Here is a 24,910-nt window from a genome sequence, read left to right as displayed (position 1 = left end):
CATACATGGGGCTCCGCCCCTCGCCGACGCTTTCCGGGCTGGCCGGATCCGATCCCTCCCCGTGGGCACCACGTGTGACCCGGCGCTTACTTTCGGTACAACACCCCTCACAGAGGGTCGCATCGGGCGGCCGTCGGCACGGCAAGAAGGAGACGGTCATGGCCTCACCCATGTCCGCGGACGGTTTCCTGAGCGGCCTCAGAGCGGAAGGCCTCACGGTCGTGGAGGTCGGGTACTGGAAGCATCACAACCGCAACCACAAGGGCCCCTGGGGCCCGGTCAACGGCGTGATGATCCACCACACGGTGACGAGCGGCAGCGAACACACCGTGGAGATCTGCCGGGACGGCCACGCCGGGCTTCCCGGACCGCTGTGCCACGGCGTGATCACCAAGGACGGCAGGGTCCACCTCGTCGGCTACGGCCGCGCCAACCACGCCGGCCTCGGCGACGACGACGTGCTGCGCGCGGTGATCGCCGGGAAGACGCTCCCTCCGGACAACGAGGCGAACACCGACGGCAACCGCCACTTCTACGGCTTCGAGTGCGAGAACCTCGGCGACGGAAAGGATCCTTGGCCCGCTGCCCAGCTGGAGGCCATCGAGAAGGCCGCGGCAGCCGTGTGCCGGCACCACGGGTGGACGGAACGGTCGGTGATCGGCCACCTGGAGTGGCAGCCGGGGAAGGTCGATCCCCGAGGGTTCACGATGGCCTGGCTGCGGGAGCGGATCCGGGAGCGCCTCAAGTGAGTCACCACGTCACAATGGTTCCGTGACCGGCCTCGACCTCCTGCACCCGAGCATCCCCTCCCCCCTGCAGGAACTGCCCGACGACCGTTTCACCCGCCATGGCCTGCGGCTCGTCCTCAAGCGCGATGACCTGATCCACCCGGAGCTGATCGGCAACAAGTGGCGCAAACTCGCGCCGAACCTCGCGGCCGCGACCGGTCGCACCGTCGCCACCTTCGGCGGGGCCTACTCCAACCATCTGCGCGCCACGGCCGCCGCGGGCCGTCTCCTCGGGCTGCCCACGGTCGGCGTGGTCCGCGGCCAGGAGCTGGCCGACCGCCCCCTCAACCCCTCCCTGGCCCGGTGTGCGGCCGACGGTATGCGACTGCACTTCGTCGACAGGTCGACGTACCGCCGCAAGGCAGAACCGGCCACCCTCGCGCGCGTGCTGCGCACGGCCGGCGCCGAAGACGCGTACGTCGTCCCGGAGGGCGGGAGCAACGCCGAAGCCGTACGCGGCTGCCGGGCCCTGGGTGAGGAGCTGCGCGGGCGGGCGGAAGTCGTCGCCATCGCCTGCGGCACCGGCGGCACACTGGCCGGGCTGGCCGCCGGACTGGCCCCCGGTCAGCGCGCGCTCGGCATACCCGTGCTCAGAGGAGGTTTCCTGGCCGCCGACACGGAGGGCCTCCAGGAACGCGCGTTCGGCGGCCGGCGCGGCGCATGGACGCTCGACGACCGCTTCCACTTCGGTGGCTACGCCCGCACCGCCGCCGAACTCGACACCTTCGCCGAGGACTTCGAGCAGCGCCACGACGTGCCGGTCGAGCGTCTCTATGTCGCCAAGTTGCTGTACGGACTTGTCACCCTGGCCCGGGAAGGCGCTTTCCCGCACGGGACGACGGTGGCCGCCGTGGTCACCGGCCGGCCCTTCCCGTAGGCCCGCGGTCCTGCGCGGCACAGGGCTACGCCGTCTCCCGGTAGGCCGCCGCCTCCTCAAGGTCCAGCCTGCGCAGCAGTGTCCGCAGCATCTCGTCGTCGATGTAGCGGCCGTCCCGCAATCGCACGAACATCGCACGCTCGGCGCCGATCATCTCCCGCGACAGCCGACGGTAGGTGTCGTCGACGGATTCGCCGGTGACCGGATTGACCTGCCCGAGACGCTCCCAGACGGCGTTGCGCCGGCTCTCCAGGACCCGACGGAGACGGTCGGCGAGGGGCGGCGGGAGGGCGTTGCGCTCGTCGGCGAGGAGCGCGTCCAGGCGCTGCTCGGCGACCCGGGAGGCCTGCGCCTGGGCGTTGGCCTCCGCGAGGGTCTCGGCCTGCGCGTCCCGGGCGGGGAAGTTCACCAGGCGGATCAGCGGGGCCAGGGTGAGGCCCTGCACCACCAGGGTCCCGATGACCGTCGTGAAGGTCAGGAAGAGGATCAGGTTGCGCTGCGGGAACGGGCCACCGCCGTGCACCGTGAGCGGGATCGAGAAGGCGATCGCCAGCGAGACGACGCCCCGCATGGCGGCCCACGACGTGACGATCGGCCCTCTCCAGGTGGGGTTGTCCTCGCGTTCCCTGATCCGCGCGGACAGCATGCGGGGGACGAACGTCCCCGGGTACACCCAGAGGAAACGGGCCGCGACGACCACCAGGAACAGGACGACCGCGTACCAGGCGGCGTCCACACCCCGGTACTCCCCCAGGCCCCTGAGCACGATCGGCAGCTGCAGTCCGATGAGGGCGAACACCGCCGACTCCAGGACGAACGCGACCACCTTCCACACCGCCTCCTCCTGCAGCCGGGTGGCGAAGTCGACCTCCCACGCGCGGTGTCCGAGGTAGAGGGCGACGACGACGACCGCGAGGACTCCGGAGGCGTGCACCTGCTCGGCGACGGCGTAGGCGACGAACGGGATCAGCAGGGACATGGTGTTCTGCAGCAGCGCCTCCTTCATGTGCGTGCGCAGCCAGTGGATCGGCAGCATCAGCACCAGGCCGACCACGACCCCGCCGACCGCGGCCAGCAGGAACTCGCCGATCCCGCCGATCCAGGAGGCACCCGCGCCGACCGCGGCCGCGACGGCCACGCGGTAGGCGGTGATCGCGGTCGCGTCGTTCAGCAGGGACTCGCCCTGCAGGATCGTGGTGATCCGGGAGGGCAGCCCCACCCGGCGGGCGACCGCCGCCGCCGCGACGGCGTCCGTCGGCGCCACCACCGCGCCCAGCACGAGCGCCGCGGGCAGCGGCAGCCCCGGCACGATCAGATAGGCGACCCAGCCGACGGCGAAGGTCGCGAAGAGCACGTATCCCACCGAAAGCAGGGCCACCGGCCGCATCGTCGCCCGCAGGTCGAGGTACGAGCTCTCGACGGCCTCCTTGTGCAGCAGCGGCGGCAGCACCAGCGGCAGCACGATGTCCGGATCGAGGGTGTAGTCCGGCACTCCGGGGACGTAGGAGACCGCGAGCCCCACCGCGACGAGCAGCAGAGGAGCCGGCACCGGGGTGCGCCGGCCGGCCGCGGCGACCGCAGCACTGCCCGCCACCAGCAACAGCAGTGGCATCACGTCCATCGTCCTCGCCCGCCCTCGTTTTTCGCGCGGTCATCCGCACACCCGTCGTAATCTGGCAATCATGAAACAGTGCACGCACGCCGACGCGCTGCCAGAACCGCAACCCGGTCCGCTCAGCGAGACGTGCCCGGAGTGTCTGCGGGACGGCACACACCCGGTCCAGCTGCGGCTGTGCCTCACCTGCGGCCATGTCGGCTGCTGCGATTCCTCACCGAACCGGCACGCGACGGAGCACCACAAGGACTCCGGCCATCCGGTCATGCGCACATTCGAGCCGGGTGAGGATTGGCGTTGGTGCTTCGTGGACCACGTTCTCGTGTGACCCTGGAAGACCGGAGGACGACCCACGATCCGGACGGTTCGACCGTCTGACGTCTGGGTACGTCAACCCGGCGCGCGTTCTTCCCATTTGGAGCCGCAGACCCCTAGACACGGAGCGTGTCCACAGTTTTACTGTGAGTAACGACAAGGGTCGGGGTCCCGGGGACAGGAAACTTGAGAGCGCGATAGCGTCACCGCTGAACCACACGTCGCGTTATCCCGGGGGGCGACCCTCGGCCCCGATCAGCTTGTACCACCTTGGAGGTGAGGGTGTCCCAGATCGCAGGCGAGCCCGCGACCCAGGACTTCGTGGAAGTCCGGCTGCCGGCTGCGGGTGCCTACCTGTCGGTGCTGCGTACGGCCACTGCCGGCCTCGCGGCCCGTTTGGACTTCACCCTGGACGAGATCGAGGACCTTCGCATCGCGGTGGACGAGGCCTGCGCGATCCTGCTGCAGCAGGCCGTGCCCGGCTCGGTGCTCAGCTGCGTCTTCCGGCTCGTCGACGACTCCCTTGAGGTCACCGTTTCGGCCCCGACCACGGACGGCCACGCCCCCGCGCGTGACACCTTCGCCTGGACCGTTCTGTCCGCACTCGCGGGCAAGGTCTCCTCCGCCGTGGACGAGGACAAAACCGTTTCGATCAGCCTCTACAAACAGCGCGGCGCGGGACCCGGGCCGGCGTGAGGACAGGGGACGGGCCGGTGCGTGACGAAGAGCGCGGCACACGAGAGCTGCCGGCCGAGGGCACAGGCGGATCCCGGCGCACGGGGGACGCGGTGAGCGGCTCCGACGGCATCCCCGAGCAGGCCCGGCCACATCCGGAGGACGACTCCGCGGAGCTCGGTCTCCTGGACGACGGGCAGCCGAATCGGGAAGGTGCCGTGCAGGGCACGCCTCTGGACGGGCGGAACGGGGTCACCCCGGTCCGAGCGGAGGCGAGGGCTCGGAGAAGGGCGACGGGCGGGACGATGAGCGAGCACGAGCGAAACGCCGAGGGCGACGGGCAGGGCGCACAGAGCGTGCAGCACGCCACGCAGCACGACCCGCAGGACCGCAGCGCGGCGCGCGCCATGTTCATCGAACTGCGCGAGCTGAAGGACGGCAGCGCGGAGTACGCGGAGCTGCGCAACAGGCTGGTCCGTATGCACCTGCCGCTTGTCGAGCATCTCGCCCGCCGCTTCCGCAACCGCGGCGAGCCGCTGGACGACCTCACCCAGGTCGCCACCATCGGCCTGATCAAGTCGGTCGACCGGTTCGACCCGGAACGCGGCGTCGAGTTCTCGACGTACGCGACCCCGACGGTCGTCGGCGAGATCAAGCGGCACTTCCGCGACAAGGGCTGGGCGGTGCGCGTGCCGCGGCGCCTGCAGGAGCTGCGTCTCTCGCTGACGACGGCGACCGCGGAGCTCTCGCAACAGCACGGCCGCTCCCCCACGGTCCACGAGCTCGCCGAGAAGCTGGCGATCTCGGAGGAGGAGGTCCTGGAGGGCCTGGAGTCCGCCAACGCGTACTCCACGCTGTCCCTGGACGTCCCCGACACGGACGACGAGTCCCCTGCCGTGGCGGACACGCTGGGCGCCGAGGACGAGGCCCTGGAGGGGGTCGAGTACCGCGAGTCCCTCAAGCCGCTCCTGGAGGACCTGGCCCCCAGGGAGAAGCGGATCCTGCTGCTGCGCTTCTTCGGCAACATGACCCAGTCGCAGATCGCGCAGGAGGTCGGCATCTCGCAGATGCACGTCTCGCGCCTGCTGGCGCGCACGCTGGCACAGCTGCGCGAGAAGCTGCTGGTGGAGGAGTAGGACTCCTCCGAACGACTGCTGCCGCGCGCCGTACGACTACCGCTTGCCGTCCTGCGCGCGGCCCGGGCCCCGGATTCCGAGGGCCTGGGTCGTGGCCGGATTGATCAGCAGGATCAGCGCGGCGAGGGCGACGACCGCGAGGGCGATGCCCGCCGGGATGGCCACACTGTCGGCCTGCAGCAGGTTGTACGCCACCGGAAGCGCCATGATCTGGGTGATGACGGCGGGGCCGCGACTCCAGCTGCGCCGGCCGAGCAGACCGCGTGCGGCCACCAGCGGCAGCAGGGCGAGGACGACGAGCGTGATGCCGCCGGTGACGGCGGACCGACTGTCGTCCGGGTCGCCGGTCAGACCCTCCACGAGCATCCAGACGCCCCCGGCGACCAACGCGAGCCCCTCCAGCGCCGCGAGCGCCGCGGCGTACGTCAGCCGGCGCGGGCGCGGGCCGGTGTCTTCCTGGGTGGCGGGGGTCTGCTCACTGGTCACCCCAGAAGGGTAGCCCCGGGGACGCGGGCCTCCTCGGCGAGGTTGAGCCGGGCACCCGTGGCGAGGCTCACGCCCTCCCTCTTACCTGATCCCTACCTCGGCCTGTGCCCGGTACTTCCCAGTAGGTACGCTGCAACTCATGCGTGCACTTCTCGTGGTCAACCCGGCGGCAACCACCACAAGCGCACGTACGCGCGATGTGCTGATCCACGCGCTCGCGAGCGAGATGAAGCTTGAGGCGGTCACCACCGAGTACCGCGGCCACGCGCGCGACCTGGGCCGGCAGGCGGCGGAGAGCGACGACATCGACCTGGTCGTGGCCCTCGGCGGCGACGGCACGGTCAACGAGGTCGTCAACGGACTGCTGCACGCCGGCCCCGACCCCGAGCGCCTCCCGCGCCTCGCGGTGGTCCCCGGCGGCTCCACGAACGTCTTCGCCCGTGCCCTGGGCCTGCCCAACGACGCCGTCGAGGCGACCGGGGCACTGCTGGACGCCCTGCGCGAGGGCAGCGAACGCACGGTCGGCATGGGGGTCGCCGAGGGCACGCCGGGTACCGAGGACGAGGCGGTGCCGGCCCGCTGGTTCACCTTCTGCGCGGGACTCGGCTTCGACGCGGGCGTGGTCGGACGGGTCGAACAGCAGCGCGAGCAGGGCCGTAGATCCACACACGCCCTCTATCTGCGCCAGGTCGTACGCCAGTTCCTGCAGGAGCCCAATCGGCGGCATGGCTCCATCACGCTGGAGCGGCCCGGTCGGGAACCGATGACCGATCTGGTGCTGTCCATAATCTGCAACACCTCGCCGTGGACCTATTTGGGCAATCGTCCGGTGTACGCGTCGCCTAAGGCCTCGTTCGACACCGGGCTCGACCTGCTCGGTCTCAGCCGTATGTCCACGGTCTCGGCTGCCCGGTATGCCACCCAGTTGCTCACTTCGTCCCCCGAGCGCGGACCCCATGGCAAGCACGCCGTGTCCCTGCACGACCTGGACCAGTTCACCTTGCATTCGAAGGTGCCTCTACCCCTTCAGATGGACGGCGACCACCTGGGGCTGCGTACGAGCGTGACGTTCACAGGCGTACGCCGTGCACTGCGTGTGATTGTGTGAGCAGAAAGGGCTGAAGTCCTTTCACTCGAACGTTTAGGCCAGGATCCACCCCATGGAAGTACGGCTGTGACCTAGTCGACACCGAGGAATCAAAAAAAACTTTCCGGAAGGGGTTGTATCCGCCGCTGAGGTTTGCGAGTCTCTACGTGGCGGTCGGGACAGCCCGCAACACCGGCGTCCACAGATCACCGGAACCCCTCTTCAAACCACAGGACCACAACAGGGAAACCTGTTGGACGGCCCTTCACTTGTTGAGGGATTCGTGAAAGCGTTCACATTCACAAGCAACTTGCATGTAATACCAAGGAGAGGTAGCAGCCATGGACTGGCGTCACAACGCCGTTTGCCGCGAGGAAGACCCCGAGCTCTTCTTCCCCATCGGCAACACCGGTCCTGCGCTGCTGCAGATCGAGGAAGCCAAGGCCGTCTGCCGTCGCTGCCCCGTTATGGATCAGTGTCTGCAGTGGGCGCTCGAGTCCGGCCAGGACTCCGGCGTCTGGGGTGGTCTCAGCGAGGACGAGCGTCGCGCGATGAAGCGCCGTGCCGCCCGCAACCGGGCCCGTCAGGCCTCCGCCTGACACCCGCCCCGCGACAGCCTGAGCTTGGCGGCGCGTACAGCGAGTACGCATCTCCCGCCCCCGAGCCGCAGCGCGCAGTACCCCCGATGCGCAGCACAAGCTGGCAACGAGCATTTCAGCCCCGGACCTTGAGGTCCGGGGCTTTTTGCTGTGTACCGGCCCGCCGCCTTACTTGTGCGTCTGCACCGGAACGTCCAGGATCACCCGCGTCCCGCGCTCCGGCGCCGGAACCATGTCGAACGTGCCGCCCAACTCCCCTTCCACCAGGGTCCGTACGATCTGCAGACCCAGGTTGCCGGAGGTGTGCGGGTCGAAGCCCTCGGGGAGGCCGACGCCGTCGTCCTGGACGGTGACCAGGAGGCGGGCCTCCTTCGCCGTGCCACCACGCACGGCCGACACCTCGACCGTGCCGGTGTCGCCTTCACGGAATCCGTGTTCGAGGGCGTTCTGGAGGATCTCCGTCAGGACCATGGACAGCGGGGTGGCCACCTCGGCGTCCAGGATTCCGAAGCGGCCGCTGCGCCGGCCGGTGACCTTCCCCGGCGAGATCTCGGCGACCATCGACAGGACGCGGTCGGCGATCTCGTCGAACTCCACGCGCTCGTCCAGGTTCTGGGACAGCGTCTCATGCACGATCGCAATCGATCCGACCCGGCGGACCGCCTCTTCGAGGGCCTCCCGGCCGCGGTCGGACTCGATGCGCCGGGCCTGAAGGCGCAACAGGGCGGCAACCGTCTGGAGGTTGTTCTTCACCCGGTGGTGGATCTCCCGGATGGTCGCATCCTTGGTGATCAACTCGCGCTCGCGGCGGCGCAGTTCGGTGACGTCCCGGAGCAGGACCAGTGAACCGATGCGGGTGCCCTTGGGTTTGAGCGGGATCGCACGGAACTGGATGACCCCGTCGTGGGCCTCGATCTCGAACTCGCGCGGCGCCCATCCGCTGGCGACCTTGGCGAGCGCCTCGTCCACCGGCCCGCGGCTCGGGGCGAGTTCGGCGGTGGTCCTGCCGAGGTGCTGGCCGACGAGGTCGGAGGCGAGTCCCATGCGGTGGTAGGCGGACAGGGCGTTCGGGGAGGCGTACTGGACGAGGCCGTCCGCGTCGAGACGGATCAGGCCGTCGCCGACGCGCGGTGCGGCGTCCATGTCCATCTGCTGGTTCGCGAACGGGAACGAGCCGGCCGCGATCATCTGCGCGAGGTCCGAGGCGCTTTGAAGGTACGTCAGTTCCAGACGGCTCGGGGTGCGCACGGTCAGCAGGTTGGTGTTGCGCGCGATCACGCCGAGGACGCGCCCCTCCCGTCGTACGGGGATCGACTCGACCCGGACGGGGACCTCCTCGCGCCACTCGGGGTCGCCCTCACGCACGATACGGCCCTCGTCGAGCGCCGCGTCCAGCATGGGGCGGCGGCCGCGTGGGACGAGGTGGCCGACCATGTCGTCCTGGTAGGAGGTGGGGCCGGTGTTGGGGCGCATCTGGGCGACCGAGACGTACCGGGTGCCGTCGCGGGTGGGGACCCACAGGACGAGGTCGGCGAAGGAGAGGTCGGACAGCAGCTGCCACTCCGAGACCAGCAGATGGAGCCACTCGAGGTCGGAGTCGTCGAGGGCGGTGTGCTGGCGGACCAGTTCGTTCATGGAGGGCACGTGTGTGAGCGTACCTGGGGGTATGTGCAGGTCCTAAAAAACAGGCGGCCGACGGGCTCCGTCGACGGGGATGCGTACAAGCCCTGAAAACACCCGCGGGCCGCGGCGCCTGAGAGGGACCCTCAGCCCTCCCGGCACCGCAGCCCGGAGCAACATCGGCCGCGGGGTGTGCGGTCCCGGATGGCCGAAGGATGAGGAGCCGGGGCAGTCAGGGCAGAGAGCTCCGGTTCCTCCGTCCGTCCTCCTGTGCGGGGAGGACGGAAGCTCGCTTGCTTCGCATGCTTACAACGCACGCTCCCTACGCATTGTGGACTAGACCACTCTGTGTGTCCATGCGTTGGAGCCTGTTTGTTGTTGTCAGTTCCGGGGCCGGAGCGACTACTCGGACGCCCTGGTATCCCTCACGCAGCCTAACCCGTGTCGGTTCATGTGCGGGGCCAGATGGTCATGGCAATTTCCGCGAGCGCCTCGAGTTGCTCCCGGCTCGCTCCGTCCCGCGCCTGCTGGGACATGCCCTGGATGACCGCCCCCGTGTGCCGGGCGAGCGCGGCGGCGTCGGTGCCGGCCGGCATCTCCCCCGCCGCGACGCCGTCCTTGATGCGACTCTGGAACGCGGCGATGTTGGCGTTGCGCCGGTCGCGCAGGGAGACCTCGACCTCGGGGGTCGTGCAGTTCGTCGCCGCGTGGATGACCAGGCAGCCGTGCGGGCGGCCGGGAGCCGTGTACTCGGCGGCGGCCTCCCGCAGCATCCGCTCCACGGCAGCCCGGGCCGTGGGCTCCTCGGCGAGGGCCCGGTCACCGAAGGAGCCGTAGCGCGTGCCGTACGAGGTCACGACCTCCTCGAACAGGGCTCGCTTGTCACCGAACGCCGCGTACAGACTCGGCGCGCCGATGCCCATGACGCGGGTGAGGTCGGAGACGGAGGTCGCCTCGTACCCGTGCTCCCAGAAGGCCATGACCGCCTTCTCCAACGCGGTCTCACGGTCGAAGGAACGGGGCCGGCCACGCGGCTTCGACGTGACGTCCACCTTCGCGCCGGTCTCCTCGCTGCCCACCATGGAGTGAATTGTATAGCGGGTGCTAGAGAAATGTCGGCAGGACGCTGTACGGTCTTTTCTGTAGCGACCGCTATGGAATTACGAAGGGGGCGTCGACATGGGCATGCTTGCCGGCAGGACGGCACTGGTCACGGGAGCGAGCAGGGGGATCGGACGGGGGATCGCCGAGCGGCTGGGGCGCGAGGGTGCCCGGGTCGCAGTGCACTACGGGAGGAACGAGCGGGCTGCGAAGGAGACGGTGACCGCGATCGAGGCCGCGGGCGGTTCCGCGTTCGCGATCGGCGTCGAGCTGGGGCGGCCCGGGGACGCGCAGGCCCTCTGGACGGAGTTCGACCGGCATGCGGAGGGACTGGACATCCTGGTGAACAACGCCGGGATCGGGAGCACGCGGCCGATCGAGGAAGTAGACGAGCAGGAGTACGACAGGGTCTTCGCGGTGAATGTGAAGGCGCCGTTCTTCCTCGTCAAGAAGGGCGCGGAGCGGCTGCGGGACGGCGGCCGGGTCATCAACATCTCGTCCGGCCTCGCCCGGACCGCCGTCATGCCGGGGAACATGGCGTACGCGATGACCAAGGGCGCGCTGGACGTGTTCTCCCGGGACCTGTCGAAGGTGCTGGGCGCGCGGGGCATCACGGTGAACTCGGTGGCGCCGGGGTTCGTGGACACCGACAACACCTACGAGTTGCTGCACGCCACCGAGGGCGGCTGGGCACAGGCGGCCGCGGTCTCGGCGCTGGGGCGGGTGGGCGAGCCGGCCGACATAGCGGACGTGGTGGCGTTCCTGGCGTCGGACGCCGGCCGGTGGGTGACGGGGAGCTGGGTGGACGCGACCGGGGGTTCGCTCACGTAGGGCTTCCCCGGGGCGCGGGCTGTCCGCCGGGCCGGCTCAGTGCGTCTCCGTTACCTTCGCCAGTGCACGGGGGGCGTCCGGGTCCTGGCCGCGGGCGATGGTGATCTCGTGGGCCAGCAGCTGCAGCGGAATGATCTCCAGGATCGGCTGAACCTCCTCGGCCACGCCGTCGGTGGGCAGGACGAAGCCGGCCGAGGCCTGCTCGACCTGGCTCCTGGGACCGACGACGAACAGGTCGGCGCCGCGGCCGCGCAGCCGGTCCAGGACGGGTTGCAGGGCTTCGCCGCCCCTGCCGTCGGTGACGACGGCGATGACCGGGGAGACGTTGTCGACCATGGCGAGCGGGCCGTGCAGCAGATCGGCGCCGGAGTAGGAGAGGGCGGGGATGTAGCTGGTTTCCATGAGCTTGAGAGCGGCTTCCTTGGCCGTGGGATAGCCGTAGCCGCGGGAGGTGATGACCATGCGTTCGGCGAACCGGTAGCGGGCGGCGAGGGCGCGGACCTCATCCTGCCGGGCGAGCAGCTGCTCGGCGAGGTCCGGCAGCACCTTCGCGGGAGCACCGTCGCCGCCGCGCAGGCCTTCGACGAAGAGGTAGAGGGCGAGGAGGGAGGCCGTATAGGTCTTGGTCGCGGGAAGGGCCTTCTCCGGTCCGGCCATCATGTCGACGTGGTACTCGGAGACTCCGGCCAGCGGTGAGTCGGCGTTGTTGGTGACGGCGAGGGTGATCGCGCCGGCCTCACGGGCGGCACGGGTCGAGGCCACCAGGTCCGGGGAACCGCCGGACTGGCTGACGGCGACGACGAGGACGTCGGTGAGGTCGGGGCGGGCGCCGTACGCCGTGGTGGTGGACATCGAGGTGAGGCCGCAGGGCAGGCCGAGACGGATCTCCAGGAGGTACTTGGCGTAGAGGGCGGCGTTGTCGGAGGTGCCGCGGGCGGTCAGCATCACGAAGCGGGGTTTGCGGGCGGCGACGTCCTGGGCCACCTGGCGGATGACGGGGGCGCCCTGCTCGAGGATGCGGCGCAGCACGGTGGGCTGCTCGGCCATTTCACGGGCCATGATCCGGCCCGGGACGTCGCGCCGAGAGCCGGGAGCCGAGGCGGATGCCGGGTCCGGTGTCGAAGCGGGTGCCGGGTCCGGTGTCGTGGCGGTCATGTGGATTCCTCCCGGGTGTCGCTCATCGCCGTGCGCGGCGCTGCACACCGGCAGCACCGCACCCATTCCACTCCCCTGTGCCCAACGGCGCCCGTCCTCCACGTGGAATGGCGATGTCCCCGTTTTCGCCCTGGGGCGCAGAGGCCGATTCTGTTAGATTGGTCTAAACCACACAGCCCTTCAGAACGGCAGGCCCAGCGTGGAAGTTGTCATCGTTCCGGACGCCAAGTCGGGCGGCGAGCTCATCGCCGAGGCCATGGCCCAGCTCCTGCGGCGCAAGCCCGAGGCGCTGCTCGGCGTGGCCACCGGCTCGACCCCGCTGCCCATCTACGAGGCGCTCGCGGCCAAGGTCCGATCGGGTGCCGCGGATGCCTCGCGGGCGCGGATCGCGCAGCTCGACGAGTATGTGGGGCTGCCGGCCGAGCATCCGGAGTCGTACCGTTCCGTGCTCAGGCGCGAGGTGCTGGAGCCGCTCGGGATAGGGATGGACGCCTTCATGGGGCCCGACGGTACGGCCGAGGACGTGTTGGGGGCGTGCGAGGCGTACGACGCGACGCTGGCCGAGGCCGGCGGGGTCGATCTGCAGGTGCTCGGGATCGGGACCGACGGACACATCGGGTTCAACGAGCCGTGCTCGTCCCTCGCCTCGCGCACCCGGATCAAGACGCTGACCGAGCAGACCCGGATCGACAACGCGCGTTTCTTCGAGGGCGACATCGAGCAGGTGCCGCACCACGTGATCACGCAGGGCATCGGGACGATCCTGGAGGCGCGGCACCTGGTGCTCCTCGCGACGGGAGAGGGCAAGGCGGACGCGGTCGCTGCGACGGTCGAGGGGCCGGTGGCCGCGGTGTGCCCGGCGTCGGCTCTGCAACTGCATCCGCATGCGACGGTTGTGGTAGACGAGGGCGCGGCGTCCAAGCTGAAGTTGGCCGACTACTTCAGGCACACCTACGTCAACAAGCCTGACTGGCAGGGGATTTAGAGGCGGGTTTCGTCTGTCGGTTCGGTTGGCTGCCCTCTGCCGTCTGCCGTCTGCCGTCTGCCGTCTGCCGTCTGCCGTCTGCCGTCTGCCCTCTGCCCTCTGCCCTCTGCCCTCTGCCCTCTGCCCTCTGCCCTCTGCCCTCTGCCGACAACCAATAACTGACTGCCGACCGCCGAACGCCGACCGCGTGGATTGTCCGCGCCGCGCGGTGGAGCCGCATATCGGTTCGGCCCCGGGCGCGGGCCCGGGCCCGCGCCCCTCAGGGCGGCGAAGGCGCCACCCTCCTGTTCGGGGACCGGCGCCTTCGTCGTCGTAGGGGCTACTCTCCCGCGATGACCTCTGCCGCCGCGCGGCCGCAGACCCGGGCTGCGCCGTGGGTGGCGATGTGGAGGGCGCCACGGGCCGGCGCCTGCGGGAGGCCCATCTCGACCACGATCGTGTCGGGGCGGGCGGCAAGCAGCGTGTCGAGGGCCGTGGCCATCCAGGGGTGGCGGTGTTCGTCGCGGACTACGGCCACGATGCGGCGGGGGCCGGCCGCGGCCAGGGCCGTGCGGCCCGCGTGCTCGCCGGCGAAGCTGCCCGTCTCGGTGCCGGGGAGAAGGCGGAACAGTTCCGCTGCGACGCCCCAGGGTGTCTCGTCGCCGACCGCGATGTTGGCGACGGGGGTGAGGGCGGCGACGTAGGGCGGTTCGGTGAGCGGGGTGAAGCGTTCGGCGCCGGTCACCTTCAGGGCGCGGCGGGCCGCACGCAGGCCGACCTCCGGGTCGGCGGTGCGTTCCGCGTCGGCCGGTCCCGCGGCGGCGGTCCAGCGGGCCAGCGCCCGGACCCGTTGCGCCGCGTCCGCCAGGCGTTCCTCGGCGAGTTCACCGGTGTGCACCGCCGAGACGAGGGCGTCGCGCAGGCGTCGCACGGTCTCGTCGTCGGCGAGGCCGCCGCCCACGCAGATCGCGTCGGCGCCGGCGGCCAGGGCGAGGACGCTGCCCCGCTCGATGCCGTACGTCCCGGCGATGGCCTGCATCTCCATGCCGTCGGTGACGATCAGGCCGTCGTAGCCGAGTTCGCCGCGCAGGAGATCGGTGAGGACGGTGCGTGAGAGCGTGGCCGGGCGGTCCGGGTCCAGGGCGGGGACCAGGATGTGGGCGCTCATGATGGCGCGGGTGCCGGCGGCGATGGCCGCGCGGAAGGGCACCAGTTCGCGGGAGTTCAGTACCGCCGTGTCGGCTTCGATGCGGGGCAGGGCGTGGTGGGAGTCGACGGCCGTGTCACCGTGGCCCGGGAAGTGCTTGGTGCAGGCGGCGACCCCGGCGGACTGCAGGCCGGTGACGTAGGCGGCGGTGTGCCGGGCGACCAGGCCGGTGTCGGCGCCGAAGGAGCGTACGCCGATCACGGGGTTGTCCGGATTGGAGTTCACGTCGGCCGACGGGGCCCAGTTGAGGTTCACCCCGCAGGCGGCCAGGCGGCGGCCCAGCTCGGTGGCCACCTCCCGGGTCAGTTCCACGTCGTCCACCGCTCCCAGCGCGAGGTTGCCGGGGAAGCTGGAACCGGTCCGCACCTCCAGGCGGGTCACGTCCCCGCCCTCCTCGTCGATGGCGACGAGGACGTCGTCGCGTTCGGCGCGCAACTGGGCGGTCAGGGCTGCCAGTTGTCCGGGCGAGGCGATGTTGCGGCCGAACAGGCCGACCGAGGCGAGGCCCTCCCCGAGGCGGCGCAGCAGCCAGTCGGGGGCGGTGGTGCCGGTGAAGCCCGGTTGCAGGACGGACAGGGCGTCGCGGGTCAGGCCGTCCTTTTCTGGATTGGATGCGGCTGTACCGCTGGCGAATGTCGTCATCGGGGGGCGTTATCCCTTCACTGCGCCCGCGGTCAGGCCCGCGGCCATCTTGCGCTGGACGAGGAGGAACAGCACGACGATCGGCACGGCCATCATCGTGGCTCCGGCCATCATCGGCGCGTATTCGGTGCCGTGCTTGGTGGTGAAGTTGCCGAGCCAGACCGTCGCGGTCTGGTTCTTCTGGCTGAGCAGCATCAGGGCGTAGAGGTACTCGTTCCAGGCCTGGATGAAGCCGTAGACCGAGGTGGCGACCATGCCCGGGGCCAGGAGCGGGAAGACGACCCGGATGAAGGCGCCCGTGCGGGAACAGCCGTCCACCATCGCCGCCTCCTCCAGCTCCTTGGGGATGTTGACGATGAAGCCGCGCAGCGTCCACACCGTGAAGGGGAGGATGAAGGTCAGGTACGTGATGATCAGGCCGGAGAGCTTGTCGTACTGCTCCAGGTCGTTCAGGAGCAGGAAGATCGGGATGATCATGGCGACCAGCGGGACCATCTGGACCGCGAGGATGCCGACGATGACGATCTTGCGGCCGCGGAAGGCGAACCGGGAGATGGCGAGCGCGGCCAGCATGCCGACGACGATGCCGATCGCCACCACGGTGAGGGAGACGATCAGGCTGCGGCCGACCGGGCCCCAGAAGTCCGCGATGGCCAGCGCCCGGCGGAAGTTGTCGAGCGTGAAGCCGGTCGGCAGCAGGCTCGGGTCGGGGTCGATGGTGTCCTTGGCCGGCTTGATGGCCGTGTTGAGCATCCAGTAGACGGGGAAGCCGGCGGTGAGGAAGACGAGGAGACCGAGGAGGTTCCAGCCGAGCTTGGACCTGCGGGGCCGCGGAGTGCTCCCCCGTCCGCGCCCTGCCCCGCTCCCCGCGGTGGCGACGGCGTCCATGGTGGTCATTCGACCTCTCCGATCTTCAGCATCTGGCGCATGTACACGGCGACCACACCGAGCATCAGCACCACGGTGATCAGGGCGATCGCCGAGCCCTGCGCGTAGTCGTTGACGACGAAGGCACGGTCGTACGAGTAGGTGGTCAGGAGCTGGAACTCCTGCTCGGGGTGGCCGTTGCGCATCACGAAGACCTGCGGGAAGACGCCCATGTCCCAGATGACCGACAGGGTCGTGAGCATCACGATGATCGGCTTGAGGATGGGCAGGGTGACGTGGCGGAAGACGCCCCAAGAGCCGGCGCCGTCCAGCCTGGCCGCTTCTTCCAGTTCGGCGGGGACCTGGGTGAGGCCGGCGCTGAGGGTGATGACGACGAAGGGGACGGCTCCCCAGACCACCAGCAGCATGATCACGGCCAGGCCCTGCGGTCCGCTCGCGAACCAGTTGTGGCCGATCAGGTCGACCCCGGGCAGCTTGCTGAGCAGCGCGTTGAGGATGCCGTAGTCGGCGTCGAACAGCCACTTGAAGACCGTGGTGGCGACGATGATGGGCATGCCCCAGCTGGCCACGAGGACGATGTTGACGAGCGTCTTCACCCAGCCGGAGACCCGCTGCAGGAGCAGGGCGATCAGCATGCCCAGCACCATGGTGAAGACGACCGAGCCGGCCGCGAAGACGATCGTGCGCACCACGACCTGCCAGAACTCGCCGTCGCCCAGTACGCCGCTGAAGTTGTCGAACCCGACCCAGTCGGCCGGCTGGAAGCCCCACAGCTGGGACTGCCCGAACTTCTGCAAGGAGAGGGTGACCAGGCGGACCAGGGGATAGCCGAGGACCAGCGCCAGGATCAGCAGGCAGGGTGCGAGCAGCAGCCACGGCGTGGCCGAGCCGCCCGAAGTCCGGGCTCTGCGTGGGTACTTGGTGACCGGCGCCGGTGGCGGCGCCTGCCGCGGCGGCGGCACCTTGGCGGGGGTGGTCGTGTCTGCGGCACTCATGGCGCGCTCCTCAGCGGTCCCTCAGGTCGTACGAAAGCGAAGCCCGCACGGGTGTGCGGGCAGCAGGGCCCTGTCGGTGCAACAGAGCCCTGCTCCGAAGGTCACTTGGTGTTGATGACCTTGTCGATCGCGGCGTCCGCTTCCTTCGCGGCTGCCTCGACCGACTTCTTGCCGGTGCCGATGTTCTGCAGCATGGTCTGCAGGACCTGGGCCTTCTCGACCTGACCCCAGCCCGGCGCCATCGGGACGAACCAGTTGGACTCGGCAGCGGTGGCCGGGACCGCCGTCGCGGGGTCGCTCTTCAGGGTCGCGAGGTCGGTCTTGTTGTTGGGCAGGTTGCCCTTGGCGATCAGGCCCTTCTGGCCGGAGGGGCCGGTGAAGGCGTTGATCCACTCGGCGGCGACGGCCTGCGCCTTGGACTTCACCGGGATGGCGAGGTCGGAGCCGCCCAGGAAGACGGGCATGTTCTTGCCGGACGGACCCGGCATGACGAAGTTCTCGAGGTTGTTCTTGAGCTTGCCGGTCTTGTCGTTCTTCGGGTCGGCGGAGGTCGCGCCCTCCCACGCTGCGCCGAAGATCATGCCGGACTTGCCCTGGCCGTAGACGATGTAACGGTCGGACTCGTCCTTGGTCTTGTCGCCGTGCATGTACTTGTCGACGACGTTCTTGAACGCGGTGAGGCCCTTGACGGACTCCGGCGAGGAGAGGGTCGCCTTCCACTGGCCGCCCGACTCCTTGGCGATGGAGCCGCCGGCGTCGTAGACGAAGGACATGGCCGCGTACCAGTCCCGGGTGGGCTGGTACCAGGCGGAGAACTTGTCGCCCTCCTTCTTCTGCACCTTGTCGAGGGCGGCGGTGAGTTCGGCGTACGTCTTCGGCGGGGTCTTGACGCCGGCCGCGGCGAACACGTCCTTGCGCCAGTTGGCGACGCGGCCACCCGCGTAGTACGGGACGCCGTAGGTCTTGCCGCCGTACGTCACCGAGGCCTTGAGGCCGTCGAGCCAGGCGGCGGAGTTGGTGAACTTCGCGGCGTCGACGGGGGCGAAGGCGCCCTTGACCATGTAGCCGAGCATCTCGGTGTTGCCCATCTCGACCACGTCCGGCGCCTTGTCGGTGGCGAGGACGGCGTCGAGCTTGGTGTTCTTGTCCGGCCAGCCGTAGTACTCGTGGTTGATCTTGATGCCGGGATGCGCCTTCTTGACCGCGGCGTCGGCGGCCTTCACCAGGTCGGGCCAGTTGTTCTGGGCGTCGACGGTGAGCCAGACGGTCAGTTCCTTGGCGTCCGCGCCGCTGTGGGAAGAGCCGTTGTCGTCATTGCCGCCGCACGCGGCGATGGAGACCATCATGCCCGCGATGCCGATCGCGACTGTCAGCTTGCGCTTCACGCCACCCTCCTCAGGGATGCCACACCCCCCGCCCATGGGCCGGGACCTGGACCAATGGTGTAGACCAGTACCGGGAGCTTGGACCAGACCAAAACGCCTGTCAAGAGTGAAGGAAACGGCTCTGACCAGCTGTTATGCGACCTATATATGCAGGAACCTTTAAGTAAGAAGCCAGCGAAAACATGAGGCCGGAGTAGCCTCTTCCGCTAGACCACTTGGCGTTGTGGACTAGACCAGAAGAGGCGGCGACGGTATACAGAAGGGATCACGACGTGAGCCGCATCCGGAGCCGGGAAGGCAGAGCATGACCACCGATGTCAGCAGTGCGGAGAACGAGGGCGGGGCGAGTGTCCGTACCGCGCGCGTCCCCAAGTACTACCGCCTGAAGAAGCACCTGCTCGACATGACGGAGACGCAGTCGCCCGGCACGCCGGTACCGCCCGAGCGCACACTGGCCGCCGAGTTCGACACCTCCCGCACGACGGTGCGCCAGGCCCTCCAGGAGCTGGTGGTCGAGGGCCGCCTGGAGCGGATCCAGGGCAAGGGCACGTTCGTGGCCAAGCCGAAGGTGTCGCAGGCGCTACAACTCACCTCGTACACCGAGGACATGCGCGCCCAGGGACTCGAACCCACCTCGCAGCTGCTGGACATCGGCTACATCACCGCCGACGACCGCCTCGCCGAGCTGCTCGACATCACGGCCGGCGGCCGGGTACTGCGGATCGAACGCCTCCGGATGGCCAACTCCGAACCGATGGCCATCGAGACCACGCACCTGAGCGCCAAGCGCTTCCCGGCCCTGCGCAGGTCACTGGTCAAGTACACGTCCCTCTACACCGCACTCGCCGAGGTCTACGACGTCCATCTCGCCGAGGCCGAGGAGACCATCGAGACCTCACTGGCCACCCCGCGCGAGGCGGGCCTGCTCGGCACCGACGTGGGCCTGCCCATGCTGATGCTCTCCCGGCACTCACTGGACCGGGGGAGCCAGCCGGTGGAGTGGGTGCGGTCGGTGTACCGGGGGGACCGCTACAAGTTCGTGGCACGACTGAAGAGGCCTGTCGACTGAGCGCCCTGAACCAGTTCGAGCCAATGCGGATGTGCCGTCAGCAAGGAGACCCGCGACAGGGCTTCCGCTGCTGCCGGCACGCCGCCGCTGACGCCGATGCCGGGCCTTCACCGAATCGACATACCGATATGCGGACGAGGCCTTCCGTTCCCGTGACACGGTGACCTAGATTGCCTGCGCATTACACAGGTGATCACAGGTGATCGTGAGGGGACGGAGCCGCAACATGTCCGAAGTGCCCGAAGTGAGACCACCGGTGGTGACACCGGTCCGTGTGGTCATCGCCCTGTGCCTGATCGCACCGTTCGTGGCGATGCTGTGGGTCGGCTCCTACGCCAAGACGGACCCGGCGTTCATCGGGATCCCGTTCTTCTACTGGTACCAGATGCTGTGGGTGCTCATCTCCACGGCGCTGACCATGACCGCGTACAAGCTGTGGCAGCGTGACCAGCGCGCCCGCGCCTCGCAGAAGGGCGGTGCGCCGGAATGAACGACGGCGTGAACGGCGTCGCACTCGGCGTCTTCATCTTCTTCTTCCTGGCCGTCACGGCCATGGGCTTCCTGGCCGCCCGCTGGCGCAAGGCCGAGAACGAGAGCCTGGACGAATGGGGCCTGGGCGGACGGTCGTTCGGCACCTGGGTCACCTGGTTCCTGCTCGGCGGCGACCTGTACACCGCCTACACCTTCGTGGCGGTCCCGGCGGCGATCTACGCGGCGGGCGCGGCCGGCTTCTTCGCGGTGCCGTACACCATCCTCGTCTACCCGCTGATCTTCACGTTCCTGCCCCGCCTGTGGTCGGTCTCGCACCGGCACGGATACGTGACGACCTCGGACTTCGTACGCGGCCGCTTCGGCTCGAAGGGGCTGTCGCTGGCGGTCGCCGTCACCGGCATCCTGGCCACCATGCCGTACATCGCGCTCCAGCTGGTCGGCATCCAGGCCGTCCTTGACGTGATGGGAGTGGGCGGCGGCGAGAACACCAACTGGTTCGTGAAGGACCTGCCGCTGCTGATCGCGTTCGGCGTGCTGGCGGCCTACACGTACTCCTCGGGTCTGCGGGCCCCCGCGCTGATCGCGTTCGTGAAGGACGGGCTGATCTACCTCGTCATCGCGGTGGCCATCATCTACATCCCGATCAAGCTGGGCGGCTTCGACGACATCTTCGCGAAGGCGGGTCACGCGTTCACGCAGACCAACCCGGCGACGGGCAAGCCGCGCGGTGCGCTGGCGCCGGCCGAGCCGGGCCAGTGGACGTACGCCACACTGGCGTTGGGCTCCGCGCTCGCGCTCTTCATGTACCCGCACTCGATCACGGCGACGCTGTCCTCGAAGAGCCGCAACGTGATCCGCCGCAACACCACGATTCTGCCGCTGTACTCCCTGATGCTGGGCCTCCTCGCCCTGCTGGGCTTCATGGCGATCGCGGCGGGGGTCAAGGTCACCAACGGGCAGCTGGCCATCCCGCAGCTGTTCGAGAACATGTTCCCCGACTGGTTCGCGGGCGTGGCCTTCGCGGCGATCGGCATCGGTGCCCTCGTCCCGGCGGCCATCATGTCGATCGCGGCCGCGAACCTGTTCACCCGCAACATCTACAAGGACTTCATCAGGCCGGACGCGACGCCGGCGCAGGAGACCAAGGTCTCCAAGCTGGTCTCGCTGCTGGTGAAGGTGGGCGCGCTCGTCTTCGTCCTCACCATGGACAAGACGGTCGCGATCAACTTCCAGCTCCTGGGCGGCATCTGGATCCTGCAGACCTTCCCGGCGCTGGTCGGCGGTCTGTTCACCCGCTGGTTCCACCGCTGGGCGCTGCTCGCGGGCTGGGCGGTCGGCATGGTCTACGGCACCCTCGCCGCATACGGCGTCGCCTCCCCCACGCAGAAGCACTTCGGAGGCTCGGCCAAGGAGATCCCCGGCATCGGGGAGATCGGCTACATCGGCCTGACGGCGTTCGTCCTGAACGTGGTGGTGACGGTGGTCCTGACCTTCGTCCTCAAGGCCGTGAAGGCCCCTGAGGGCATCGACGAGACCAGGCCGGAGGACTACACGGCGGACGCGGGCGACGCCGGCGTTCAGGTGGAGCTGCCGCCGGCGACCGCGGGGACGTCCCACTAGGGGCCACATCCACGAGGGACTGGCTGGGAACCACCGGGACCACTGCCGGTAGGAACTACGGGGACCGGACGGGCCGTCGGAGAAATCCGGCGGCCCGTTGTCGTACCCGTCCGCCACACTCGACCCATGGACATCGTGATCCGGCAGGCGGACCCCGGCGAGTACGAGACTCTCGGCGAGATCACCGCCCAGGCCTACCTCCAGGACGGCCTACTGACGTTCGGCGAGAGCGACCGATACCTCGGCGAACTGCGGAACGTGGCCAAGCGGGCGGCCTCGGCCGACGTACTGGTCGCCATGGCGGACGGGAAGCTGCTCGGCGGAGTCACCTACGTCCCGTCCGGCGGACCCATGGCCGACGTGGCCCGGCCGGGGGAGGCGGAGATACGGATGCTCGCGGTCGCGCAGGGGGCGCGGGGACGCGGGACCGGCGAGGCTCTCGTGCGGGCGTGCATCGAGCGGGCGCGGGCCGCGGAGGACTGCACGGGCATCGTCCTGTCGACCCAGCAGCTGATGCACACCGCCCACCGCATCTACCGGCGCCTGGGCTTCGTCCGCGCCCCGGAGCGGGACTGGAATCCCCTTCCGGACCACCCCGACCTCACCCTGCACACCTATGAGTTGACGCTCTGACACGCTCCGAAGTCGCTACGACACAACATATGGGGTCGCTTTTCCTGCCCGGCACAAGATGTATGCTCATGCTCGCTGTCGTCGCAGGGGAATCCGGTGCGAATCCGGAACTGTCCCGCAACGGTGTACCCATGCGTGTTCGCACACGTATGGGCGTCAGTCCGAGGACCTGCCGACAGTGCGCCCGGCCGAACCGTCCGGGTGCCCAGACGTCCGGGCCTCGTGGAATGGGCCGGTGGACGCGACGCCGTGCGCGCTCGTGATCCCCCTGCCCTCCGCAAGGCCCCGTGCCGAGCGAGGGAGAGCCCCACGTGACCATCGCGCCAGCCGAACCGGCTTCAGCGACACCGTCCGCGACAGCGGCGACAACGGACGGCCCGGGAACCGCACTGCTGCGGACCCTGACCGAGCTGACCGCCGGCCTCCCCGGAGCCGACCCCGGCCGGGTCGCCGCCGCCGCGCTGCGCGGCCGCTCGGCGCAGGCGGACGAGACGGAGCTGCGCGAGCTGGCCACGGAGGCGGCCGCCGGTCTCATCTCGGAGGACCCCGTGTACTCGCGGCTGGCCGCACGTCTGCTCACCATCAGCATCGCCGCGGAGGCCGCCTCACAGGGCGTCACCTCCTTCACCGAGTCGGTCGCCGTGGGCCACCGGGAAGGGCTCGTCGCCGACCGCACCGCGGAGTTCGTCCGCGTCCACGCCACGCGCCTCGACGCACTCGTCGACCCCCGGGCGGACGACCGCTTCGGCTACTTCGGCCTGCGCACCCTCCACAGCCGCTACCTGCTCCGGCACCCGATCACCCGCCGGGTGATCGAGACACCCCAGCACTTCATGCTGCGCGTCGCCGCCGGTCTCGCCGACGACACCGCGCCCCCTTCGGAAACGGGCGCCCGCCCGCTGGACGAAGTCGCCGCGCTCTACGGCCTGATGAGCCGCCTCGACTACCTGCCCTCCTCCCCCACGCTCTTCAACTCCGGCACCCGGCACCCCCAGATGTCGTCCTGCTACCTCCTGGACTCCCCGCTCGACGAGCTGGACTCCATCTACGACCGCTACCACCAGGTCGCCCGCCTCTCCAAGCACGCCGGCGGAATCGGACTCGCCTACTCCCGTGTCCGCAGCCGGGGTTCACTGATCCGCGGCACCAACGGGCACTCCAACGGCATCGTCCCGTTCCTGAAGACCCTCGACGCCTCGGTCGCCGCCGTGAACCAGGGCGGCCGGCGCAAGGGTGCGGCCGCCGTCTACCTGGAGACCTGGCACTCCGACATCGAGGAGTTCCTGGAGCTGCGCGACAACACCGGTGAGGACGCCCGCCGTACGCACAACCTGAACCTCGCGCACTGGATCCCCGACGAGTTCATGCGCCGGGTGAACGCCGACGAGCCGTGGAGCCTGTTCTCCCCCGCCGACGTGCCCGAGCTGGTCGACCTGTGGGGTGCGGAGTTCGACGCCGCGTACCGCAGGGCGGAGGCGGCGGGCCTCGCCCGCAGGACCATCCCGGCCCGCGAACTCTACGGCCGCATGATGCGCACCCTGGCCCAGACCGGCAACGGCTGGATGACCTTCAAGGACGCCTCCAACCGCACCGCCAACCAGACGGCCGAGCCGGGCCACGTCGTCCACTCCTCCAACCTCTGCACGGAGATCCTGGAGGTCACCGAGGACGGCGAGACGGCGGTGTGCAACCTGGGTTCGGTGAACCTGGCGGCGTTCGTGGCCGGTCAGGACATCGACTGGGAACGGCTCGACGAGACCGTCCGCACGGCCGTCACCTTCCTCGACCGCGTCGTCGACATCAACTTCTACCCCACCGAGCAGGCCGGCCGGTCGAACGCGCGCTGGCGCCCCGTCGGCCTCGGCGCCATGGGCCTCCAGGACGTCTTCTTCAAGCTGCGCCTGCCCTTCGACTCGCCCGAGGCCCGCCGGCTCTCCACTCGCATCGCCGAGCGCATCATGCTCGCCGCGTACGAGGCCTCCGCCGACCTCGCCGAGCGCAACGGCCCGCTGCCGGCCTGGGAGAAGACCCGTACGGCCAGGGGGGTCCTGCACCCCGACCACTACGACACTGAGCACGCCTGGCCGGAGCGCTGGGCCGCCCTGCGCGAGCGCATCGCGAAGGTCGGCCTGCGCAACTCCCTCCTCCTCGCGATCGCCCCCACCGCGACCATCGCCTCGATCGCGGGCGTGTACGAGTGCATCGAGCCGCAGGTGTCGAACCTCTTCAAGCGCGAGACGCTGTCGGGCGAGTTCCTGCAGGTGAACTCGTACCTGGTGAACGACCTGAAGGAACTCGGCGTCTGGGACGCCCGCACCCGCGAGGCCCTGCGCGACGCCAACGGCTCGGTACAGGACTTCGCCTGGATCCCGGACGAGGTGCGGGCGCTGTACCGCACGGCGTGGGAGCTCCCGCAGCGCGGTCTGATCGACATGGCAGCGGCCCGCACCCCGTACCTGGACCAGTCCCAGTCCCTGAACCTGTTCCTGGAGACGCCGACCATCGGCAAGCTCTCCTCGATGTACGCGTACGCCTGGAAGCAGGGCCTGAAGACGACGTACTACCTGCGCTCCCGCCCGGCGACGAGGATCGCCCGCGCGGCCCGAGCCACCCTCCCCGTACAGCAGCCGGCCGAACCCGATGCGGTCGCCTGCTCCCTTGAGAACCCCGAGTCCTGCGAGGCCTGCCAGTGACCAGCCCCACCCGTAACACCCAGCTCCTCGACCCGGG

Annotated in this window: 23 protein-coding genes and 1 riboswitch; of the genes, 14 read left to right on the top strand and 9 right to left on the bottom strand. The window is 69.5% G+C overall.

Translation table 11 applies throughout. The features are described from left to right. Positions 1–158: 158 nt before the first annotated feature. Positions 159–749, top strand: a complete 591-nt coding sequence (locus tag OOK07_RS29020) for an N-acetylmuramoyl-L-alanine amidase (protein ID WP_266799364.1) — start codon at positions 159–161, stop codon at positions 747–749. A gap of 22 nt (positions 750–771) precedes the next feature. Beyond that, on the top strand, positions 772–1,665 hold the full coding sequence (locus tag OOK07_RS29015; RefSeq protein WP_266684687.1) for a 1-aminocyclopropane-1-carboxylate deaminase/D-cysteine desulfhydrase: 894 nt from the start codon (positions 772–774) through the stop codon (positions 1,663–1,665). Between the two features lie 25 nt (positions 1,666–1,690). On the opposite strand, the gene OOK07_RS29010 is transcribed toward OOK07_RS29015, so the two are convergent. Further along, positions 1,691–3,286 carry a Na+/H+ antiporter gene (locus OOK07_RS29010; protein WP_266684686.1) on the bottom strand — a complete coding sequence of 532 codons (1,596 nt, stop codon included), beginning with the start codon at positions 3,284–3,286 and terminating at the stop codon, positions 1,691–1,693. Between the two features lie 61 nt (positions 3,287–3,347). On the opposite strand from OOK07_RS29010, the gene OOK07_RS29005 reads away from it, so the two are divergent. From OOK07_RS29005 to OOK07_RS28995, 3 genes are all read left to right on the top strand, one after another. Then, positions 3,348–3,608, top strand: a complete 261-nt coding sequence (locus tag OOK07_RS29005) for a UBP-type zinc finger domain-containing protein (RefSeq protein WP_266684684.1) — start codon at positions 3,348–3,350, stop codon at positions 3,606–3,608. Positions 3,609–3,877: 269 nt separating this feature from the next. After that, positions 3,878–4,291 carry an ATP-binding protein gene (locus OOK07_RS29000; RefSeq protein WP_019058277.1) on the top strand — a complete coding sequence of 138 codons (414 nt, stop codon included), beginning with the start codon at positions 3,878–3,880 and terminating at the stop codon, positions 4,289–4,291. Next, positions 4,288–5,406 carry an RNA polymerase sigma factor SigF gene (locus OOK07_RS28995; RefSeq protein ID WP_266799363.1) on the top strand — a complete coding sequence of 373 codons (1,119 nt, stop codon included), beginning with the start codon at positions 4,288–4,290 and terminating at the stop codon, positions 5,404–5,406. Before OOK07_RS29000 ends, OOK07_RS28995 begins: the two co-directional genes overlap by 4 nt. 36 nt (positions 5,407–5,442) lie before the next feature. On the opposite strand, the gene OOK07_RS28990 is transcribed toward OOK07_RS28995, so the two are convergent. After that, on the bottom strand, positions 5,443–5,892 hold the full coding sequence (locus OOK07_RS28990; protein ID WP_266799362.1) for a hypothetical protein: 450 nt from the start codon (positions 5,890–5,892) through the stop codon (positions 5,443–5,445). Between the two features lie 139 nt (positions 5,893–6,031). On the opposite strand from OOK07_RS28990, the gene OOK07_RS28985 reads away from it, so the two are divergent. Continuing rightward, positions 6,032–7,000: a diacylglycerol/lipid kinase family protein gene (locus OOK07_RS28985; protein WP_266799360.1), complete on the top strand. Its 969-nt coding sequence runs from the start codon at positions 6,032–6,034 to the stop codon at positions 6,998–7,000. A gap of 320 nt (positions 7,001–7,320) precedes the next feature. Next, positions 7,321–7,578, top strand: coding sequence for a WhiB family transcriptional regulator (locus tag OOK07_RS28980; protein ID WP_006142322.1), 258 nt, complete (start codon positions 7,321–7,323; stop codon positions 7,576–7,578). A 168-nt stretch (positions 7,579–7,746) separates the two neighbouring features. Here OOK07_RS28980 and OOK07_RS28975 read toward each other — a convergent pair whose 3' ends face one another. After that, positions 7,747–9,213, bottom strand: coding sequence for a sensor histidine kinase (locus OOK07_RS28975; RefSeq protein ID WP_266802062.1), 1,467 nt, complete (start codon positions 9,211–9,213; stop codon positions 7,747–7,749). 434 nt (positions 9,214–9,647) lie between these two features. Further along, positions 9,648–10,280: a TetR/AcrR family transcriptional regulator gene (locus OOK07_RS28970; protein WP_266799358.1), complete on the bottom strand. Its 633-nt coding sequence runs from the start codon at positions 10,278–10,280 to the stop codon at positions 9,648–9,650. Between the two features lie 97 nt (positions 10,281–10,377). Between OOK07_RS28970 and OOK07_RS28965 the strand changes: the two genes are divergently transcribed. After that, a complete protein-coding gene (locus OOK07_RS28965; RefSeq protein WP_266799356.1) occupies positions 10,378–11,130 on the top strand; it encodes an SDR family oxidoreductase in 753 nt (250 codons plus the stop codon). A gap of 36 nt (positions 11,131–11,166) precedes the next feature. On the opposite strand, the gene OOK07_RS28960 is transcribed toward OOK07_RS28965, so the two are convergent. Beyond that, a complete protein-coding gene (locus OOK07_RS28960) occupies positions 11,167–12,189 on the bottom strand; it encodes an SIS domain-containing protein (RefSeq protein WP_266802061.1) in 1,023 nt (340 codons plus the stop codon). Positions 12,190–12,484: 295 nt separating this feature from the next. Between OOK07_RS28960 and nagB the strand changes: the two genes are divergently transcribed. After that, a complete protein-coding gene (gene nagB / locus OOK07_RS28955) occupies positions 12,485–13,270 on the top strand; it encodes a glucosamine-6-phosphate deaminase (RefSeq protein WP_266684674.1) in 786 nt (261 codons plus the stop codon). Positions 13,271–13,589: 319 nt separating this feature from the next. Here nagB and OOK07_RS28950 read toward each other — a convergent pair whose 3' ends face one another. The 4 genes from OOK07_RS28950 to OOK07_RS28935 form a co-directional block, all read right to left on the bottom strand. Next, on the bottom strand, positions 13,590–15,098 hold the full coding sequence (locus tag OOK07_RS28950) for a glycoside hydrolase family 3 protein (protein WP_266799355.1): 1,509 nt from the start codon (positions 15,096–15,098) through the stop codon (positions 13,590–13,592). Between the two features lie 9 nt (positions 15,099–15,107). Beyond that, positions 15,108–15,986, bottom strand: coding sequence for a carbohydrate ABC transporter permease (locus OOK07_RS28945; protein WP_266802060.1), 879 nt, complete (start codon positions 15,984–15,986; stop codon positions 15,108–15,110). Positions 15,987–15,991: 5 nt separating this feature from the next. Beyond that, positions 15,992–16,981: a carbohydrate ABC transporter permease gene (locus OOK07_RS28940; protein ID WP_266799353.1), complete on the bottom strand. Its 990-nt coding sequence runs from the start codon at positions 16,979–16,981 to the stop codon at positions 15,992–15,994. 101 nt (positions 16,982–17,082) lie between these two features. Beyond that, positions 17,083–18,366: an extracellular solute-binding protein gene (locus tag OOK07_RS28935; protein ID WP_266799351.1), complete on the bottom strand. Its 1,284-nt coding sequence runs from the start codon at positions 18,364–18,366 to the stop codon at positions 17,083–17,085. Between the two features lie 304 nt (positions 18,367–18,670). Between OOK07_RS28935 and OOK07_RS28930 the strand changes: the two genes are divergently transcribed. From OOK07_RS28930 to OOK07_RS28910, 5 genes are all read left to right on the top strand, one after another. Next, positions 18,671–19,435: a GntR family transcriptional regulator gene (locus tag OOK07_RS28930; RefSeq protein ID WP_266799350.1), complete on the top strand. Its 765-nt coding sequence runs from the start codon at positions 18,671–18,673 to the stop codon at positions 19,433–19,435. Between the two features lie 226 nt (positions 19,436–19,661). Then, positions 19,662–19,925, top strand: a complete 264-nt coding sequence (locus tag OOK07_RS28925) for a DUF3311 domain-containing protein (protein WP_266684668.1) — start codon at positions 19,662–19,664, stop codon at positions 19,923–19,925. After that, positions 19,922–21,547 carry a monocarboxylate uptake permease MctP gene (mctP, locus tag OOK07_RS28920; protein ID WP_266799348.1) on the top strand — a complete coding sequence of 542 codons (1,626 nt, stop codon included), beginning with the start codon at positions 19,922–19,924 and terminating at the stop codon, positions 21,545–21,547. Before OOK07_RS28925 ends, mctP begins: the two co-directional genes overlap by 4 nt. Before the next feature lie 126 nt (positions 21,548–21,673). After that, positions 21,674–22,180, top strand: coding sequence for a GNAT family N-acetyltransferase (locus tag OOK07_RS28915; RefSeq protein ID WP_266684664.1), 507 nt, complete (start codon positions 21,674–21,676; stop codon positions 22,178–22,180). A 62-nt stretch (positions 22,181–22,242) separates the two neighbouring features. Beyond that, positions 22,243–22,371: riboswitch (cobalamin riboswitch) on the top strand. 120 nt (positions 22,372–22,491) lie between these two features. Then, positions 22,492–24,873, top strand: a complete 2,382-nt coding sequence (locus tag OOK07_RS28910; protein WP_266799346.1) for a ribonucleoside-diphosphate reductase subunit alpha — start codon at positions 22,492–22,494, stop codon at positions 24,871–24,873. Positions 24,874–24,910 lie beyond the last annotated feature (37 nt).

It is taken from the genome of Streptomyces sp. NBC_00078, from assembly GCF_026343335.1.
Taxonomy (GTDB): Bacteria; Actinomycetota; Actinomycetes; order Streptomycetales; family Streptomycetaceae; genus Streptomyces.
This window is presented reverse-complemented; position numbering and strand designations above follow the sequence as displayed.

Coding starts and splice junctions, on each gene's coding strand:
- OOK07_RS28975 (WP_266802062.1), bottom strand. CDS start 9,213: ATGAACGAACTGGTCCGCCAGCACACCGCCCTCGACGACTCCGACCTC.
- OOK07_RS28930 (WP_266799350.1), top strand. CDS start 18,671: ATGACCACCGATGTCAGCAGTGCGGAGAACGAGGGCGGGGCGAGTGTC.
- OOK07_RS28940 (WP_266799353.1), bottom strand. CDS start 16,981: ATGAGTGCCGCAGACACGACCACCCCCGCCAAGGTGCCGCCGCCGCGG.
- OOK07_RS28960 (WP_266802061.1), bottom strand. CDS start 12,189: ATGGCCCGTGAAATGGCCGAGCAGCCCACCGTGCTGCGCCGCATCCTC.
- mctP (WP_266799348.1), top strand. CDS start 19,922: ATGAACGACGGCGTGAACGGCGTCGCACTCGGCGTCTTCATCTTCTTC.
- OOK07_RS28970 (WP_266799358.1), bottom strand. CDS start 10,280: ATGGTGGGCAGCGAGGAGACCGGCGCGAAGGTGGACGTCACGTCGAAG.
- OOK07_RS28985 (WP_266799360.1), top strand. CDS start 6,032: ATGCGTGCACTTCTCGTGGTCAACCCGGCGGCAACCACCACAAGCGCA.
- OOK07_RS28915 (WP_266684664.1), top strand. CDS start 21,674: ATGGACATCGTGATCCGGCAGGCGGACCCCGGCGAGTACGAGACTCTC.
- OOK07_RS28965 (WP_266799356.1), top strand. CDS start 10,378: ATGGGCATGCTTGCCGGCAGGACGGCACTGGTCACGGGAGCGAGCAGG.
- OOK07_RS29005 (WP_266684684.1), top strand. CDS start 3,348: ATGAAACAGTGCACGCACGCCGACGCGCTGCCAGAACCGCAACCCGGT.
- OOK07_RS29020 (WP_266799364.1), top strand. CDS start 159: ATGGCCTCACCCATGTCCGCGGACGGTTTCCTGAGCGGCCTCAGAGCG.
- OOK07_RS29010 (WP_266684686.1), bottom strand. CDS start 3,286: ATGGACGTGATGCCACTGCTGTTGCTGGTGGCGGGCAGTGCTGCGGTC.
- OOK07_RS28980 (WP_006142322.1), top strand. CDS start 7,321: ATGGACTGGCGTCACAACGCCGTTTGCCGCGAGGAAGACCCCGAGCTC.
- OOK07_RS28950 (WP_266799355.1), bottom strand. CDS start 15,098: ATGACGACATTCGCCAGCGGTACAGCCGCATCCAATCCAGAAAAGGAC.
- OOK07_RS28925 (WP_266684668.1), top strand. CDS start 19,662: ATGTCCGAAGTGCCCGAAGTGAGACCACCGGTGGTGACACCGGTCCGT.
- OOK07_RS28945 (WP_266802060.1), bottom strand. CDS start 15,986: ATGGACGCCGTCGCCACCGCGGGGAGCGGGGCAGGGCGCGGACGGGGG.